This window comes from Paramylibacter ulvae, assembly GCF_014652655.1.
Taxonomy (GTDB): Bacteria; Pseudomonadota; Alphaproteobacteria; order Rhodobacterales; family Rhodobacteraceae; genus Amylibacter; species Amylibacter ulvae.
The window spans coordinates 71070-86810 of sequence record NZ_BMZF01000004.1 but is presented as its reverse complement, the minus strand read 5'-3'; the positions used below and the strand labels follow the sequence as shown (position 1 = coordinate 86810).

At 50.6% G+C, this 15741-nt stretch carries 16 protein-coding genes; 12 read left to right on the top strand and 4 right to left on the bottom strand.

Going from position 1 to position 15741, the window contains the following annotated elements; genetic code table 11:
* The first annotated feature begins 130 nt into the window (after positions 1-130).
* Genes IE094_RS08955 through IE094_RS08930 form a run of 6 tightly spaced genes read left to right on the top strand, consistent with a single transcriptional unit; the run spans position 131 to position 5695 of the window.
* Positions 131-1012 carry a 5-bromo-4-chloroindolyl phosphate hydrolysis family protein gene (locus IE094_RS08955; protein WP_189640361.1) on the top strand — a complete coding sequence of 294 codons (882 nt, stop codon included), beginning with the start codon at positions 131-133 and terminating at the stop codon, positions 1010-1012.
* A 24-nt stretch (positions 1013-1036) separates the two neighbouring features.
* Complete coding sequence (locus IE094_RS08950) at positions 1037-2224, top strand: toxic anion resistance protein (protein ID WP_189640360.1); 1188 nt, start codon at positions 1037-1039, stop codon at positions 2222-2224.
* A gap of 55 nt (positions 2225-2279) precedes the next feature.
* Entirely contained in the window at positions 2280-3395 is a 1116-nt protein-coding gene (locus tag IE094_RS08945) for an SPFH domain-containing protein (RefSeq protein WP_189640359.1), read from the top strand.
* Positions 3396-3404: 9 nt separating this feature from the next.
* Positions 3405-4586, top strand: coding sequence for a TFIIB-type zinc ribbon-containing protein (locus tag IE094_RS08940; RefSeq protein WP_229802198.1), 1182 nt, complete (start codon positions 3405-3407; stop codon positions 4584-4586).
* Positions 4587-4589: 3 nt separating this feature from the next.
* The gene (locus IE094_RS08935; protein ID WP_189640358.1) at positions 4590-5333 is read left to right on the top strand and encodes a rhomboid family intramembrane serine protease; all 744 of its coding nucleotides are present in this window, start codon (positions 4590-4592) and stop codon (positions 5331-5333) included.
* The gene (locus IE094_RS08930; RefSeq protein WP_189640357.1) at positions 5330-5695 is read left to right on the top strand and encodes a GFA family protein; all 366 of its coding nucleotides are present in this window, start codon (positions 5330-5332) and stop codon (positions 5693-5695) included. The genes IE094_RS08935 and IE094_RS08930 overlap by 4 nt, the downstream gene beginning before the upstream one ends.
* 13 nt (positions 5696-5708) lie before the next feature.
* Here IE094_RS08930 and IE094_RS08925 read toward each other — a convergent pair whose 3' ends face one another.
* Genes IE094_RS08925 through IE094_RS08915 form a run of 3 tightly spaced genes read right to left on the bottom strand, consistent with a single transcriptional unit; the run spans position 5709 to position 8361 of the window.
* A complete protein-coding gene (locus IE094_RS08925; RefSeq protein ID WP_189640356.1) occupies positions 5709-6263 on the bottom strand; it encodes a cysteine hydrolase family protein in 555 nt (184 codons plus the stop codon).
* The gene (gene argF, locus IE094_RS08920; RefSeq protein WP_189640355.1) at positions 6260-7186 is read right to left on the bottom strand and encodes an ornithine carbamoyltransferase; all 927 of its coding nucleotides are present in this window, start codon (positions 7184-7186) and stop codon (positions 6260-6262) included. The genes IE094_RS08925 and argF overlap by 4 nt, the downstream gene beginning before the upstream one ends.
* Positions 7183-8361 (bottom strand): aspartate aminotransferase family protein, encoded by a 1179-nt coding sequence (locus IE094_RS08915; protein ID WP_189640354.1) that lies wholly within the window; start codon positions 8359-8361, stop codon positions 7183-7185. Before IE094_RS08915 ends, argF begins: the two co-directional genes overlap by 4 nt.
* Positions 8362-8496: 135 nt before the next feature.
* Between IE094_RS08915 and IE094_RS08910 the strand changes: the two genes are divergently transcribed.
* The 4 genes from IE094_RS08910 to IE094_RS08895 all read left to right on the top strand — a co-directional run bounded on the left by IE094_RS08910 (position 8497) and on the right by IE094_RS08895 (position 10916).
* Entirely contained in the window at positions 8497-9372 is an 876-nt protein-coding gene (locus tag IE094_RS08910) for a DMT family transporter (protein ID WP_189640353.1), read from the top strand.
* Between the two features lie 132 nt (positions 9373-9504).
* A complete protein-coding gene (locus IE094_RS08905; protein ID WP_189640352.1) occupies positions 9505-10095 on the top strand; it encodes a GcrA family cell cycle regulator in 591 nt (196 codons plus the stop codon).
* Positions 10096-10104: 9 nt separating this feature from the next.
* Positions 10105-10494, top strand: a complete 390-nt coding sequence (locus IE094_RS08900) for a glyoxalase superfamily protein (protein ID WP_189640351.1) — start codon at positions 10105-10107, stop codon at positions 10492-10494.
* Positions 10491-10916 carry a DUF1178 family protein gene (locus IE094_RS08895; protein WP_189640350.1) on the top strand — a complete coding sequence of 142 codons (426 nt, stop codon included), beginning with the start codon at positions 10491-10493 and terminating at the stop codon, positions 10914-10916. Before IE094_RS08900 ends, IE094_RS08895 begins: the two co-directional genes overlap by 4 nt.
* Positions 10917-10919: 3 nt before the next feature.
* Here IE094_RS08895 and IE094_RS08890 read toward each other — a convergent pair whose 3' ends face one another.
* Positions 10920-12116 carry a tetratricopeptide repeat protein gene (locus IE094_RS08890; RefSeq protein ID WP_229802197.1) on the bottom strand — a complete coding sequence of 399 codons (1197 nt, stop codon included), beginning with the start codon at positions 12114-12116 and terminating at the stop codon, positions 10920-10922.
* Between the two features lie 134 nt (positions 12117-12250).
* Between IE094_RS08890 and IE094_RS08885 the strand changes: the two genes are divergently transcribed.
* Together IE094_RS08885 and ptsP are read left to right on the top strand one after the other, a co-directional pair.
* A complete protein-coding gene (locus IE094_RS08885) occupies positions 12251-13492 on the top strand; it encodes an aspartate kinase (protein WP_189640348.1) in 1242 nt (413 codons plus the stop codon).
* Positions 13493-13496: 4 nt separating this feature from the next.
* Positions 13497-15740 carry a phosphoenolpyruvate--protein phosphotransferase gene (ptsP, locus tag IE094_RS08880; protein WP_189640347.1) on the top strand — a complete coding sequence of 748 codons (2244 nt, stop codon included), beginning with the start codon at positions 13497-13499 and terminating at the stop codon, positions 15738-15740.
* Position 15741: the final 1 nt, after the last annotated feature.

The window sequence follows — 15741 nt, the reverse complement described above, 5'->3', positions numbered from 1 at the left end:
ATTGGTTGTACTTGGGGTTTTCTCGAATTGAGGAAAGAATGTCTGCATCCAGCCTGAAATGGTTTAACTTTATTATCCTTGTTGCCGTGATCGTCACGGTGTCCTTTGGCGCATTTGCAGGTGGTCTGTAATGGCGCAACGATTTGGCGGGAAATATAGCCCTACAGTGCAAACGAATAAATTTCGTGGGCGCAAAACATATCAATCCAACATCCGTACCAAGATTTTGTTCTTGGCGCCGCTGCCCTTGTTATTTGCTGCAATTGGCGAACTGCGCGCAGGGGATGCAATGGGAATGCTGGCCGAACTGGGCGCATTTTCGATTTTGATTTTGGCGGCGTGGTTGTTGCGCGATGGGTTAGACGCCGAACAGGCGTATCACGCACGTAAAATTGCACGTCCCCCCGCGATCCCACGCAAAATTTTTGCATCCGTTCTCACCGCTTTTGGCGTTGGCATTGCCAGCTATTTTGGTTGGCAACAGAGTTTTGTTGCATCCACCGTTTTTGCAATTATCGCGGGCATGGCACACACGTTCAGCTTTGGCATTGATCCCCTGCGTAAAAAAGGCATGGAAGGTGTCAATGAATTTGACGCACAGCGCGTCGCCAAGGCCGTGGAAAAAGCGGAAAAACTGGTTGCTGAAACACTCGCTGCATCCAAACGTATTGGTGATCGCCAGATCGAAGGTCGCGTCGAAGCATTGGCATCCGCCGCACGCGATATGTTTCGCACCGTCGAAGAAGACCCTCGCGATTTGACAACGGCGCGAAAATTCATGAGCATCTATTTAAAAGGTGCGCGTGATGCGACTGTTAAATTTGCCGATTTTTTTAGTAAAACCAAAGATGAAAACGCGCGCCAAGATTATAAAGATTTGCTCAGCGATCTTGAACACAGCTTTGATGCGCAACGTGAAACCATGCTGTTAGATAACCGCACAGACCTTGATGTCGAAATCGAGGTTTTACGCGACCGATTGAAACAAGAAGGCCTTCAGGCCAAACCATAACACCGACCGATTAGGAGAGATTATATGTCCGATGTCCGCGTAAAGGCAGAAACTGCCCTCAAAGAAGTGGAAGAAGTCACCGCCGTGATTTTGCCAGAGCCAAAGGGCGAATTGGTTGTGATCGAAGAGATGAAACCAAATGAACAGGCCGCGATTGATGCGCGTGTCAAAGAAATCGACATGGACAACACGCAATCCATCATCGAATTTGGATCATCCGCACAAGCGGAATTGCAAGCCATCAGCCAGGAAATGTTGGCAGGTGTACGCAACAAGGATGTTGGCCCAGCGGGTGAAAGCCTGCGATCAATGGTGACGTCCATTCGCGGATTTTCAGTCGATGAACTAAACCCAAATCGCAAATTGTCATGGTGGGAACGTCTAATCGGGCGTACCGCCCCTGTTGCAAAATTCATGGCGCGTTACGAAACCGTGCAAGGGCAAATTGACACAATCACCGATGAATTGCTGAACCACGAACATGTATTGCTCAAGGATATTAAATCACTTGATAAACTGTACGGTAAAACACTCGCGTTTTACGACGAGATTGGTTTGTACATCGCCGCAGGTGAAACCAAAATCGCCGATCTAGACGCCACAACCATCCCTGCCAAAGAAAAGCAGGTCGAAAAGGCCAAAAAAGACCAAGGTGTTATCAAGGCACAAGAATTGCGCGATCTGCGTTCGGCGCGTGATGATTTGGAACGCCGTGTCCATGATTTGAAACTGACCCGTCAGGTGACAATGCAATCCTTGCCATCCATTCGTTTGGTTCAGGAAAACGACAAATCGCTGGTCACAAAGATCAATTCAACATTGGTTAACACGGTTCCACTGTGGGAAACCCAATTAGCGCAATCCGTGACTATCCATCGTTCACGCGAAGCCGCAGAAGTGGTGAAAGAAGCCACCGATTTGACCAACGAATTGTTGGAAAGCAACGCGGAGAACCTACAAGCCGCAAACCGCGAAGTGCGTCAACAAATGGAACGTGGTGTATTCGATATCGAAAGCATCAAAAAGGCGAACCAATATTTGATCGACACGATCGAAGAAAGCCTGCAAATCGCCGACGAAGGCAAAGCACGCCGTGCAACCGCCGAAACCGAATTGCAAGAAATGGAAGCCAAGCTGAAAGAGACTTTGGCCGCGGCGAAGGCCAAGGAAACTGGCACTGGCGATAACATCGCAACATCTGCGGACAGCTAAAATAGGCGCGCGGCATCCCTAAATGCCGCGCATTTCGACACTAAGGAGCGGTGAAATGGGTATTCTGGATTTTATCACGGGTGAATTGATTGACGTTATCCATTGGACGGATGACAGCGACGATACAATGGTTTGGCGTTTTGAACGCGAAGGCCACGAAATCAAATACGGTGCCAAACTGACCGTGCGCGAAGGCCAAGCGGCCGTATTCGTGCATGAAGGCCAGATTGCCGATGTGTTTTCGCCGGGGCTTTATATGTTGGAAACCAACAATATGCCAATCTTGACCACATTGAATTACTGGGATCACGGTTTCAAAAGCCCATTTAAATCCGAAATCTATTTCGTGAACACAACACGGTTTAGCGATCTGAAATGGGGCACAAAAAACCCTGTGATGTGTCGCGACGGCGAATTTGGCCCTGTGCGATTACGTGCATATGGGACATACGAGGTTAAGGTTTCTGATCCTGCACGTTTCTTGACCGAAATCGTCGGTACGGATGGTGAATTCACCACCGATGAAATCAGCTATCAAATCCGCAATATCATCGTGTCTCGTTTTTCCTCTGCGATTGCGACTTCGGGCATTCCCGTGCTTGATATGGCCGCGAATACGCCAGAGCTGGGCAAACATCTGGCACAACGCATCGCGCCAGAAATTGCCGAATACGGCATTGAATTGCCAAATCTGTTTATCGAAAACATTTCCCTGCCCGATGCGGTCGAGGCTGCATTAGACAAACGCACATCCATGGGCATCGTTGGTGATCTGCGCACATTCACGCAATATTCCACTGCAGAAGCATTGACCACTGGTGCGGCCACACCTGGAAACGGCGGCGGTTTGGCCGCTGGCATGGGTGCGGGCATGGGCATGGCAATGGCGGGACAAATGGCACAAAACCATGGCCCTTGGGGTGCACGCGCTGATAACGCCTATATGCCCCCCCCACCACCGCCTGTGGAAAAGGTGTGGCACATTGCCGACAATGGTAAAACCAAGGGGCCATATGCGCGCGCAGAACTTGGCCGCATGGCCGAAGAGGGTAAATTGAAACGCGACACCTTTGTCTGGACTGTTGGTTTGGATGGTTGGAAAACCGCGGCCGAATTGGATGAATTGGCACAGCTTTTCACCATCATGCCGCCCCCCGCACCAAAGGGTTAATCACAGAACATGGCCGAGGCACCCGCCTTTGAACAAATTTCCATGACCGAGGAACACCGTTTTCCCTGCCAAAGCTGTGGTTCGGATCTACGGTTTGAACCGGGCACGGATTTGTTAAGCTGTGATCATTGCGGCAATCAACAACAAATTGAACACAGTGCTGGGTTTCGTGGCCAAGCGGTTCGTGAATTGGATTTTCGCCGCGCAATCAAAGAAGGCCTGTCCGAATTTGACATGGCCGAAATCCAAACTGTTACCTGTACCAATTGCGGGGCGCATAACGAATTTGATGCGGACACCCACGCCGCCGAATGCCCGTTTTGTGCCACGCCCATTGTCACAGGCACAGGGGTTGAGCGCCAAATCAAACCGCGTGGCCTGTTGCCATTTCATCTAAGCGAAAAAGAAGCGCGCAAACAGATGACAGATTGGCTGGGGCGTTTGTGGTTTGCGCCATCGGGGCTCAAGGCGTATGCCCGTAAGGGGCGCAAAATGTCAGGGGTTTACGTCCCCTATTGGACATATGATGCGCAAACACAATCGGATTATACTGGTCAACGTGGCACGGTTTATTATGAAACCCGCCGTGTTTCGGTTGTGGTGAATGGACGGCGTCAGATGCGCAATCGTCAGGTTGCCAAAATCCGTTGGAAGAATGTGCGTGGGCGTGTTTCACGATTTTTCGATGATGTATTGGTACTGGCCTCCAAGAGCCTGCCGAAAAAATATACCGATGGTTTGGCGCCTTGGGATCTGTCATCCATGCAACCCTATCGCCCCGAATATCTGGCAGGGTTTCGCGCCGAAGCGTACACCGTGACACTCGAAGATGGCTATGCCGAGGCCGCCGATTACATGAACCGCATGATTGAGCGCGATGTGCGGTTTGATATCGGCGGGGATCGTCAACAAATTGATCACATCGCAACAGATGTGGGAACGCTGACGTTCAAACATGTGTTGCTGCCTGTTTGGGTGGCCGCATATAAATATCAGGGTAAAACCTATCGCTTTGTTGTGAACGGACGCACGGGCAATGTTCAGGGTGAACGCCCATTTTCCAAATGGAAAATCTTTTTCGCGGTTCTGTTTGGGTTGCTGGCGGCAGCGATCATTGGCTACATGGTTGCGCATGGCCAAAATAACGGAAGCTTTTCAAGCGGCAATTTCAACATAGAATGGTTAGACTAATCCATGTTTCCAATTCGCGATCACAATCCATCCCGCCACCCTGCTTATGTGACATGGGGACTTATGGCGGTGAATATTATTGTATTCATGATGTATGTCCCGCTACTGGGAGACGAAATCGCGCTGTCCACGTTTTTTGATAACTGGGCGATGGTGCCCGCCGAAATTACATCAGGCAGCGATTATCACACTGCCCTGACATCAATGTTTTTGCATGGTGGGTTTATGCACATTGCGGGGAACATGCTGTTCTTGTGGATTTTTGGTGACAACGTCGAGGATGCAATGGGGCATATCCCATTCCTTGCATTTTACCTTGCCGCGGGGTTCGCGGCGGACGCAATCCATGTTTTATCCGATCCCAATTCCCCCATTCCAACCGTTGGTGCATCGGGTGCGATTGCGGGCGTCATGGGGGCGTATTTGTTATTATACCCCAATGCCAAGGTCGATATCTTGATCATCCTAGTGGTGATATTTCGCATCTTTACCCTGCCTGCATTTATCGTACTGGGCGTGTGGATGGCGATGCAATTGTTTGGCGGTGTGGCCAGTTCTGCTGCGGGTGGTGGCGTTGCATATTGGGCGCATGTCGGCGGATTTATCGCAGGTGTTATTCTGACACTGCCCTTATGGGCGAAACGCGGTGGCGTACAGTTTTGGAAACGCAGCGATTACCATCCGCCACACAAACCCACATTTGAAACGCGCAGCACAACAATCCCAGTGGTACGCAGACGAAAATGAAACAAAAACTAACCTGTCATTGTGGCGCGGTTGAACTGCGCGTTGAATTTAAACACGGGTTGAAATCCGCACATCGTTGCACCTGTTCATTTTGTCGCCGTCGTGGCGCGCTGAGCGCGGCGGTGGCCTATCCCGATGGATTGGAAATTGTTAAAGGTGCGGATAAGTTGACTCTTTATCAATTCAACACCCATGCCGCGGAACATTACTTCTGTTCGATTTGTGGAAATTATACGCACCACCGTCGCCGTTCAAATCCGAATGAATATGGTGTGAATGTCGGCGCAATTGATGGGGTCGACCCGTCCAAAATCGAAAACCCGCCATGGATGGATGGGGTTAACCATCCAAGTGATGAATAGGCCGCTGTCGGTGTTAAAGCTGTTCTAACACCGTCTCAGTATTCATAACCGTTGCAAATTCGCCGTGTAAATTCGCCATGCTCACTGCATGAACCGTATCTGCGGGGATTACAGAACCATCGATGCCGTCCGCATTGTAGGCCCACACCGCATCGGAAACATAGACAGCGTCAAAGCCAAGGTTCCCTGCCATCCGCGTGGTGGTTTCCACACAATGGTTGGCCGTGCCACCGCAGAGGATCAATCGTTCAATCCCAGCATCGCGCAAATCGGTTTCTAAACTTGTCCCGATAAAGCTGCTGTTCACGTGTTTCACATAAACAGCCTCGTCATTTTGAGGTGCTGCGAATGGTTGAACGTCTGATCCGCTCAGCTCTGCGCGAAATGCGGAATTTTCTTCCAATGAATGATGGTGCACGTGGATCACGGGCAAACCGTTCGCCCGCGCAGCGCTTAATAACATCCCAATGTTTTGGCTCGCCTCTGGACACGAACGAACAGCACCCGCTGCGTCTCGATGCACAAATGCCATTTGCACATCGATCACCAAAAGTGCGGTATTCGTCATAGACCCAGACAAAACCGCATCACCGCTTTTTGTGCGTGCAATCGGTTTTCTGCCTCGTCAAACACAACGGATTGCGGGCCGTCCATGACCTCTGATGTCACTTCTTCTTCACGGTGCGCTGGCAGGCAATGCATGAATACCGCTTGTTCACCTGCGGTTTTCATCAATGCTTTGTTCACCTGATAGGGGCGCAACATATTATGGCGGCGTTCACGTGCGGATTGTTTGTCGTGCATCGACAACCATGTGTCAGTGACGATCAAATCGGCACCTGCAACAGCCTTGTCCGCGTCGCGCTCGATCAAAATTTCGGATCCTTTGCCACGGGCATATCCAATAATCTCGGCCTCTGGTTCCAACTGTGCAGGGCCTGCGAAAGTGACGTCAAATTCAAACTGCCCCGCCGCATGAAGCAAGCTGTGACAGACATTATTGCCATCACCTAGATATACCACTTTCTTACCTTTGATCGGGCCGCGATGTTCTTCGAACGTCATGATGTCGGCCATAATCTGGCAGGGATGCGTGCGATCCGTCAGGCCGTTGATCACTGGCACATCGGCGTATTCCGCCAATTCCAGCAGAATGCTTTCGTCGAATGTGCGGATCATGATCATGTCGACATAGCGTGACAAAACACGCGCGGTATCCGCAATCGTTTCACCATGTCCCAATTGCATTTCGGACCCAGACAGAACCATTGATTGTCCACCCAATTGACGCACGCCCATATCAAATGAAACACGTGTGCGTGTAGATGGTTTTTCAAAGATCAGTGCGACCATGCGCCCATCCAGCGGGGTTTCAGAATCTGGCGTGCCCTTTGGCAATCCCGCACGCGCAGATTTCATCGCATTTGCCTGATCCAAAATTTCACGCAGATCATCCGCACCCGTTTTGTGAATATCTAAAAAATGGTTCATAATTTTGCCTCCAACGCAGTTGCGGCCTGATCCAGCCGATCAACTGCTGTCGCGATTTCTTCGTTTGTGATGTTTAATGGCGGCAACAGGCGGATCACATTATCCCCACCTGGCACGGTTAATATTTCCGCGTCGTAACCTGCATTCACCACATCGATATTTGTGACCTTGCATTTAATGCCCAGCATCAAACCAGATCCGCGTATCTCTTCAAATATATCAGGATGGATTGCGACCAAACCTTCTAGCTTTTGGCGAAACAGCCCTGCCTTTTCGCCAACACCCGTTAAAAACGTATCATCGGCAACAATGTTCATCACCGCCTTGCCCACGGCACAAGCCAATGGATTACCGCCATATGTGGATCCGTGCGTACCCGCCACCATGCCACTGGCCGCGCGTTCTGTTGCCAGACACGCGCCAAGCGGAAAGCCACCACCGATACCTTTGGCAATCGCCATAATATCGGGTGTGACACCTGCCCATTCGTGTGCAAACAATTTACCAGTACGCCCCATGCCACATTGGATTTCATCCAAGATCAACAAGATACCGTTTTGATCGCATAGCTCGCGCAATGCTTTTAAGAACGGATCAGGAACGGGAACAATACCGCCCTCGCCCTGAACAGGTTCGATCAAAATCGCGGCTGTTTTATCGCTGATCGCAGCCTTGGTTGCGTCAAGATCGGCGAATGGAACATGTGTGAACCCAGGCAACAATGGCCCAAACCCTTTGGTCAGTTTTTCTGCACCAGCGGCAGAAATCATGCCCAATGATCGGCCATGAAATGATCCGTTGAATGCAATGATTTCGCTGCGTTCTGGTGCGCCGTTTTCATAATGAAATTTGCGTGCCATTTTGACCGCGCATTCCATGCTCTCGGTTCCCGAATTGGTGAAAAACACCGTATCAGCAAAGGTATGTACAACCAACGCATCGGCCAATGCCTGTTGATTTGGGATATTGTACAAATTGGATGTATGCCACAATTGTCCAGCTTGGTCTGTCAACGCAGATACCAACGCAGGGTGCGCGTGGCCCAATACGTTTACCGCAATGCCACCAGCCACATCCAAAAATCGTCGGCCCGTTTCATCAATCAACCAAGCGCCTTCGCCTTTTACAAACGAAAGAGGTGCACGAGAATAGGTTGGCAATACTGAAGAAATCACAGCGTTTACTCCTGTTGATGAAACGTCAAAAAACCCTGTTGGCGCAATTACTGTGACGAGTCAATTATTGCTTGTGGATTGCGCGCAATACTATATCGCTAGTGACGAATTTCTAACAATATCAAAGGCTGCGTGATGCCTCGCCAAAATCCATTGCTGGCCGCAAGCCTGATCCTATTTGCGGGGCTGTTTATCGCAGGCACGATGGTACTGGCGAAAATGTTAGGCCAAGATACCTTGGGCCCTGCATTACATCCGTTTCAAATCAGCTTTGGCAGATTTTTGTTTGCTTTCATCATCTTGTCATGCGCATTCGTTGTATTGCGTGAAAAAATTGTAAAACCCAATTTGAAATTACATGTTTTGCGATCCGCCTGCGGCTGGTTCGGGGTCAGTTTGATGTTTGCATCCGCATCCATGATCCCATTGTCAGATGCCACCGCGATCAGTTTTTTGAACCCAGTATTTGGCATGATCTTTGCCATTCCATTATTGGGCGAACGTGTTGGGCGGTATCGTTGGATTGCGGCAATCACCGCCATCATTGGCGCGGTCATATTGTTACGCCCCAGCGCAACCAGCGTACAATTCGGCGGGCTTGTCGCATTGACGGCGGCCCTCGCACTTGGTTTGGAATTAATTGTCATCAAACTGATTTCAAACACCGAAAATTCAATGCAAATTCTCTGGGTGAACAATGCCATCGGGTTGGCGTTGGCCAGCATCGCCGCCAGTTTTGTGTGGCACCCACCAACTGGTGCACAGTGGATTGCGCTGGCCGGCGTTGGCGCATTGATGGTCTGTGCGCAAACCTGTTTTGTAAACGCAATGAAACGCGCGGACGCCAGTTTCGTGGCACCGTTTTCATATGCAACATTGGCCTATGCTGCGCTCTATGACTATGCATTTTTCGGCCAAACACTTGATCGGATCAGCGTGATTGGCGCGGTTTTCATTCTTGGCGGAGCGCTATTGCTGGCGTGGCGCGAAGGCTTGCAACAAAAAACTTAAACCTTTGGCGATAAAAATAAGGCTTTGCCTTGTAACCCTTTGACCAATCGCTATTATAGAACAGTTGAATTTTTTCAGATCCGTTGGCAATATGGTGCGCCACTGTTGATCTGATAGGCTTGGAGGCCCAAAATGGCTTGGACAGATGATCGCGTAGAAGTTCTTAAAAAAATGTGGGGCGAGGGTAAATCCGCAAGTCAAATCGCCAAGGAACTTGGTGGTGTGACCCGCAATGCCGTGATCGGCAAAGTACACCGTTTGGGTTTGTCCAACCGTGCGACAACAACAAAGGCCCCTGCAAAGAAACCAGCCGCGGCGGCCAAGCCCAAGGCCGCATCCGCGCCCAAGACCAAGGCCGCACCAGCATCATCCAACAAGCCAGCGCCAAAAGTCGCGGCAGAAACCCCGTTGCCGATCAATGCTGTGAACATTCCGCCGCGCAAACCGATCATCAAGGCAGGCCAACCATTACCGCCACAACCATCTACCAATGAAATCAGCGAAGAGGCGTTAACCAAAGCCGCCGAAGTGGTGAAAAAGGCCAAGAAATTGCACCTGATGGAATTGACGGAAAAAACATGCAAATGGCCTGTTGGCGATCCCGCCACAGATGATTTTTGGTTTTGTGGTTTGGGCACCGAAACGGGCAAACCATATTGCGAGGCACATAACGCCGTTGCATTCCAACCCATGTCTGCACGGCGCGATCGCCGTTCACGCTAGGGTGTAAAAATGTTACGCGCGCCTGTTCCAATCTTGCGTATGTTTGACGAAGATGCGGCGCGCGCATTTTACATTGATTATTTAGGTTTTGTTCCGTTTTTCGAACATCGTTTTTTTGGCGATGCACCGTTGTATATGGGGCTAACTAAAGACAACTGCGTGATCCATCTATCCGAACATCACGGCGATGCCACCCCTGGCAGTGCGATCCGTATCGAAACCGATGACATTGATGCATTTCATGCCGCCCTGCCCGAATATAAATACGCACGCCCCGGTATCATGGACCAAGATTGGGGATGTCGCGAGGTGATCATCACCGACCCGTTTGGCAATCGGTTGGTGTTTTTTGAAGACACGCCAGCCGTTCCACGTAACCGCCCACAGGCAAAAACATGATAAAATACACGTTAAAATGTGAAGATGGCCATCAGTTCGAAAGCTGGTTTGAATCCGCCAGCGCCTATGACAAATTGTTTGGCGCGGGCATGGTGATCTGTTCTATTTGTGGTACTTTAGGCGTGGAAAAATCCATCATGGCACCGCGCGTGCAAACCTCGCGCGAACGCCCCGCCAAGGGGCCGTTATCGCAACCCGCATCACCTGCCGAACAAGCGTTGGCCGAAATGCGCAAAAAAATCGAGGCAGAGGCCGAAAATGTCGGTGAAAACTTCGCCACCGAAGCACGTAAAATGCATGATGGTGAAACGCCCGAGCGTTCCATCATTGGCGAGGCAAAAATCGACGATGCCAAAGCATTGATCGACGATGGTATTCCAGTCGTACCGCTCCCGTGGGGGCGCAACAAGCGCTCCAACTAGATATTATTGCGCCCAATTTGCGCCAAGGCGTTCCAGTTGCGTTGCTATGAGCGCAGGGTAATCGCGATGCGCCCGCAAATTCGCAAATGATTTTGCACGGATCACCATATCCAATGGGTACAACGTGTCATGTTCGATACAGACATTCAGATGCGCCATTGCATCATCAACATGCCCTATTTCAGACAGCAACGCGGCATAGTTTATCAATCCATTGGGGGTTAACCGTTTAATTTCTGGCAAAATTTTATTGAATTCGCTCAACGCGTTAAATTGTGCACGCGCATCGCCGTGGATGTTGATTAACGACAATACCGCACCCAGATTACACAACCGCTCGCCCGATTTTCCCACCATGTGAATGGCCGCACGTGCTTTGATTTCTGCCTTGCTCAAAAACGCCAAACGTTGTTCATGATCGTCACATGTCAGCGCCTGATGCACCAAACAAACCACCCATTGGGTCTGGATATGGGCATTCGTTTGTGAATTCAGCTCAGCACCTGTCACCACCCGTGCGGCCAAGTTTTCCGCGATCTTAGCACAGGCGGAATATGCTGCAAAATCCGTTGATTGTTCGCGCATCAAGCGATGCAAATCCAACCATAACGCCAATTGTTGAAACTGTGACTTTCCAATGAAACGCGGTTTTACACGCGCCAAATACTGCCCCGCCAATTCAAGTGAATCGCGCGCCATCGGACGTGGAAGATAATAAGCCAACGCATTTAGGATATAACACAACAGATAGACGCGGCGTTTAAACTGTTTTCCATCTGACAGGCTGGCAATTGCCATATCTTGGGCGGCCAAGAACAACGTCTTTCGCGCGCCGCCAATTTGCATCTGACCAAGCTCGAAATCACAATGTGCAATTCCCGCCATCGCGGCACAATCGGTCGACACCAGATCCAGCGCCGCATTAAATTGCGCGCGCGCCAATTCCAGCATGCGAGCGCGTTCATCCGATCCTTCGCATAAACGCAATCCTTCGATTAACAAAAACCCATATTGACGAAATGAAACCCCATCCCCACCGTTTGCGATATTTGTCTGCGCGGTCGCGACGGCCGAATTAAACAGCGTCGCTGCATTTGCCTTGTCACCAAGCTGCATTCGAAATGTCATCCATTCGATACGAAGCCCTGATAATGATTGATTGAACCGCATTATGATTTCACCAAAAGATGCTTTTGACACCGATAATGGGAATGGACAAACTTGTCACCCAGATTACGCCTATTTACGGGGTGCAAATCGCAGTTTCCCTTGCCCTTTGCGGTTGCAATCGCTAACCAACAATCCGAATGAATACAAAGACGCAGGAGAATGTGATGTCTCGTCTCGTGATGAAATTTGGTGGAACCTCGGTTGCAGATCTGGAACGTATTTCAGTTGCCGCCAAAAAGGTTGCACAAGAGGTTGCAAATGGCCACGAGGTGGTCGTGATCGTATCCGCCATGTCGGGTAAAACCAATGAAATGGTGGGCTGGGTACGCCAAACATCCCCGATCTATGATCGTGCTGAATATGATGCGGTTGTATCGTCGGGTGAAAATATCACTGCTGGGTTAATGGCAATGACATTGCAGGAAATGGGGATCAACGCGCGAAGCTGGCAGGGCTGGCAAGTGCCCCTAAAAACCACCGATGCGCATGAGGCCGCGCGGATTGAGGAAATTCCAACCGATAATCTGGATGCATCATTTGCTTCGGGTCATAAGGTTGCGGTTGTTGCTGGGTTTCAGGGGATCGGGCCCGATGGTCGCATCACGACACTTGGTCGCGGTGGATCGGACACCACCGCCGTGGCATTTGCGGCCGCTCTGAGTGCCGAGCGTTGTGATATCTATACCGATGTGGATGGCATTTACACTACCGATCCACGCATCGTAGACACAGCTCGTAAAATCCGTAAGATTTCTTACGAAGAGATGTTAGAATTAGCATCATTGGGTGCCAAAGTTTTACAAACCCGCTCGGTCGAGCTGGCCATGCGTTACCAAGTACCCCTGCGGGTTCTTTCAAGTTTTGACGACGATATATCAATGACAGCCGGCACGATGGTTGTTCAGGAGGATGACACAATGGAAAGCAAAGTAGTTCACGGGATCGCCTATTCCAAAGACGAAGCAAAGGTCACATTGGTGTCCGTTGCCGACCGTCCAGGCATTGCGGCGGCGATCTTTGGGCCGCTTGCAGATGCAGGTGTAAATGTTGACATGATCGTTCAAAACATCTCCGAAGATGGGCGCACAGACATGACATTTTCATGCCCAGTCGATCAGGTGGAGCGCGCCGAAAATGCTATGAACGCATTGAAAACATCGGGCGAATTGAACTTTGCCGAATTGGCCACGGATAAAGAAGTCGCCAAAGTTTCCATGGTTGGGGTAGGTATGCGGAGCCACGCTGGCATCGCCGCGCAAATGTTCCAAATTTTGGCAAATGAGGGCGTGAATATTCGCGTCATCACAACATCCGAAATCAAAGTTTCCGTTCTGGTTGATCGGAAATATATGGAACTCGCCGTTCGCGCGTTGCATGATGCATTTGAGTTGGAGAAAGTAGCCTAACTAAATGGACATAAATGCAGGGGGTAATTCCCGCGATCTTCTGAAAAAGCTGCGTGAAACGCTCGCCGTCGAAGGCGACGGGCAGGAACGCTTGGACCATATTGTTGGGCTTGTCGCCGAACATATGGGCACAGAAGTTTGTTCAATTTACCTGCGCCGTGACCGTCAAACGCTGGAACTTTGTGCGACCCAAGGGTTAAAACAAGAATCCGTTCACCAAACCCGCCTGCGCTTTGGCGAAGGTTTGGTGGGCTTGGTCGCTAAACGTGCCGCACCCATCAATGCCGCCGACGCTCCCCAAGAAAAGGGTTTCCGTTACATGCCCGAAACGGGCGAGGAATTATACACCTCGCTTTTGGGTGTTCCTGTGCAACGTCTGGGCGAGGTTTTGGGCGTTTTGGTTGTGCAAAACAAATCCGCACGCCAGTTTTCCGAAGATGACGTATACGCATTAGAAGTGGTGGCCATGGTCATCGCCGAAATGAAAGAGCTGGGTGCTTTTGTGGGAGATGGCGAGGCCATGACCGCCCCACACCAACGTCCGCACCTGTTCAAAGGCGCATCCGCCCAAGAAGGTTCAGCCAAGGGTGTGGTATTGCTGCATGACCCACAAATCGTGGTGTCAAACGTGGTGGCCGATGATCCAGAGGCTGAAAAAGAACGGCTTAGCACCGCAATGGATCAATTGCGCCTGAATGTTGATGATCTGCTGACCAGCACAAACACAGGCGGGCAAGACCAAAAAGACGTGATGGAAGCGTATCGCATGTTTGCGAATTCCAAAAGCTGGGTATCACGACTTGAAACCAGCATTGATCGCGGCCTGACCGCAGAGGTTGCTGTTGAAAAAGAACAATCGGCAACACGCGCACGTATGGCGCGTGTCCCCGATCCGTATTTGCGTGAACGCCTGCATGATCTGGATGATTTGTCGAACCGTTTGCTGCGATTGCTAACAGGTCAAGGCCGCCGGGCAGGTGACGCCGTGCCAGAAAACGCAATTCTGGTTGCGCGCAATATCGGGCCTGCGGAACTATTGGAATATGGCAAAACCCTAAAGGGCATCGTTCTCGAGGGCGGTTCGGTTGGATCACACGCTGCAATCATTGCGCGGGCGTGGGCGATCCCAATGGTAATCCATGCCGAACCAATCACCCGCGAAGCATTGAACAACGACCCAATCTTGGTTGATGGCGATCAAGGTGTTGTACACTTACGCCCAACAGAAGAAGTAACATCAGCGTTCCAAGACAAAATCGCGATGTTAACCGCAGCACAAACCAAATACGCAGCAATTCGCAACGAACCCGCAACCACGCTGGATGGTGTGACCGTCGGTATGCAAATGAACGCAGGGCTGATGGTTGATCTGCCAAGCCTAGAGACATCAGGTGCAGAGGGCGTTGGATTGTTCCGCACTGAATTACAATTTTTGATGCGCAATGCCGTACCAAAACGCGATGAATTGGCGGCGCTTTATTCACGCGTGATGGATGCGGCGGGGGATAAACGCGTCACATTTCGCACGCTTGATATCGGGTCGGACAAGGTATTGTCCTATATGAAAAACATCAATGAACCCAACCCTGCGATGGGCTGGCGTGCAATCCGCATGGGGCTTGATAAACCTGGCGTAATGAAAATGCAGCTGCAGGCATTGTTGCGCGGCGCCAAGGGGCGCCCAATGAACATCATGTTTCCGTTTATCGCGCAATACAGCGAATTTTTAGATTCTCGTGCGATGTTGGAAGCCGTGGTCGAAAGCGAAAAAAAACTGGGCCATGCTGTCCCGTCTGAATTAAAGGTCGGCGCGATGTTGGAAACCCCCAGCCTTGCATTCGCCCCAGATCAGTTTTTCGAAACCTGTGATTTTATTTCCATCGGTGGCAATGATTTGAAACAATTTTTCTACGCCGCTGATCGTGAAAACGAACGCGTACGTAGCCGTTATGACACGCTGAATGTCAGCTTTTTGTCGTTCATCGAATTGATTGCGGAACGCTGCAAAAGCTTTGACACACCCGTCAGTTTTTGCGGCGAAGACGCTGGTAAACCAGTAGAGGCATTGTGTTTCGCTGCGATGGGTTTGCGCAATCTATCGATGCGCCCCGCCTCCATCGGGCCAGTGAAACACATGCTGCGCAAGGCCAATTTAGCCGAGGCGAAACAAGTGATCGACACTGCGCGCGGATCAGGCGCACAGTCGGTTCGCAAAGATTTAATGGATTGGTTGAAAAATCGCGGTTAAG

Excerpts from the sequence above, each read along its gene's own strand:
- IE094_RS08955 (WP_189640361.1), top strand. The coding sequence starts at position 131 with ATGGCGCAACGATTTGGCGGGAAATATAGCCCTACAGTGCAAACGAAT.
- IE094_RS08950 (WP_189640360.1), top strand. The coding sequence starts at position 1,037 with ATGTCCGATGTCCGCGTAAAGGCAGAAACTGCCCTCAAAGAAGTGGAA.
- IE094_RS08945 (WP_189640359.1), top strand. The coding sequence starts at position 2,280 with ATGGGTATTCTGGATTTTATCACGGGTGAATTGATTGACGTTATCCAT.
- IE094_RS08940 (WP_229802198.1), top strand. The coding sequence starts at position 3,405 with ATGGCCGAGGCACCCGCCTTTGAACAAATTTCCATGACCGAGGAACAC.
- IE094_RS08935 (WP_189640358.1), top strand. The coding sequence starts at position 4,590 with ATGTTTCCAATTCGCGATCACAATCCATCCCGCCACCCTGCTTATGTG.
- IE094_RS08930 (WP_189640357.1), top strand. The coding sequence starts at position 5,330 with ATGAAACAAAAACTAACCTGTCATTGTGGCGCGGTTGAACTGCGCGTT.
- IE094_RS08925 (WP_189640356.1), bottom strand. The coding sequence starts at position 6,263 with ATGACGAATACCGCACTTTTGGTGATCGATGTGCAAATGGCATTTGTG.
- argF (WP_189640355.1), bottom strand. The coding sequence starts at position 7,186 with ATGAACCATTTTTTAGATATTCACAAAACGGGTGCGGATGATCTGCGT.
- IE094_RS08910 (WP_189640353.1), top strand. The coding sequence starts at position 8,497 with ATGCCTCGCCAAAATCCATTGCTGGCCGCAAGCCTGATCCTATTTGCG.
- IE094_RS08905 (WP_189640352.1), top strand. The coding sequence starts at position 9,505 with ATGGCTTGGACAGATGATCGCGTAGAAGTTCTTAAAAAAATGTGGGGC.
- IE094_RS08900 (WP_189640351.1), top strand. The coding sequence starts at position 10,105 with ATGTTACGCGCGCCTGTTCCAATCTTGCGTATGTTTGACGAAGATGCG.
- IE094_RS08895 (WP_189640350.1), top strand. The coding sequence starts at position 10,491 with ATGATAAAATACACGTTAAAATGTGAAGATGGCCATCAGTTCGAAAGC.
- IE094_RS08885 (WP_189640348.1), top strand. The coding sequence starts at position 12,251 with ATGTCTCGTCTCGTGATGAAATTTGGTGGAACCTCGGTTGCAGATCTG.
- ptsP (WP_189640347.1), top strand. The coding sequence starts at position 13,497 with ATGGACATAAATGCAGGGGGTAATTCCCGCGATCTTCTGAAAAAGCTG.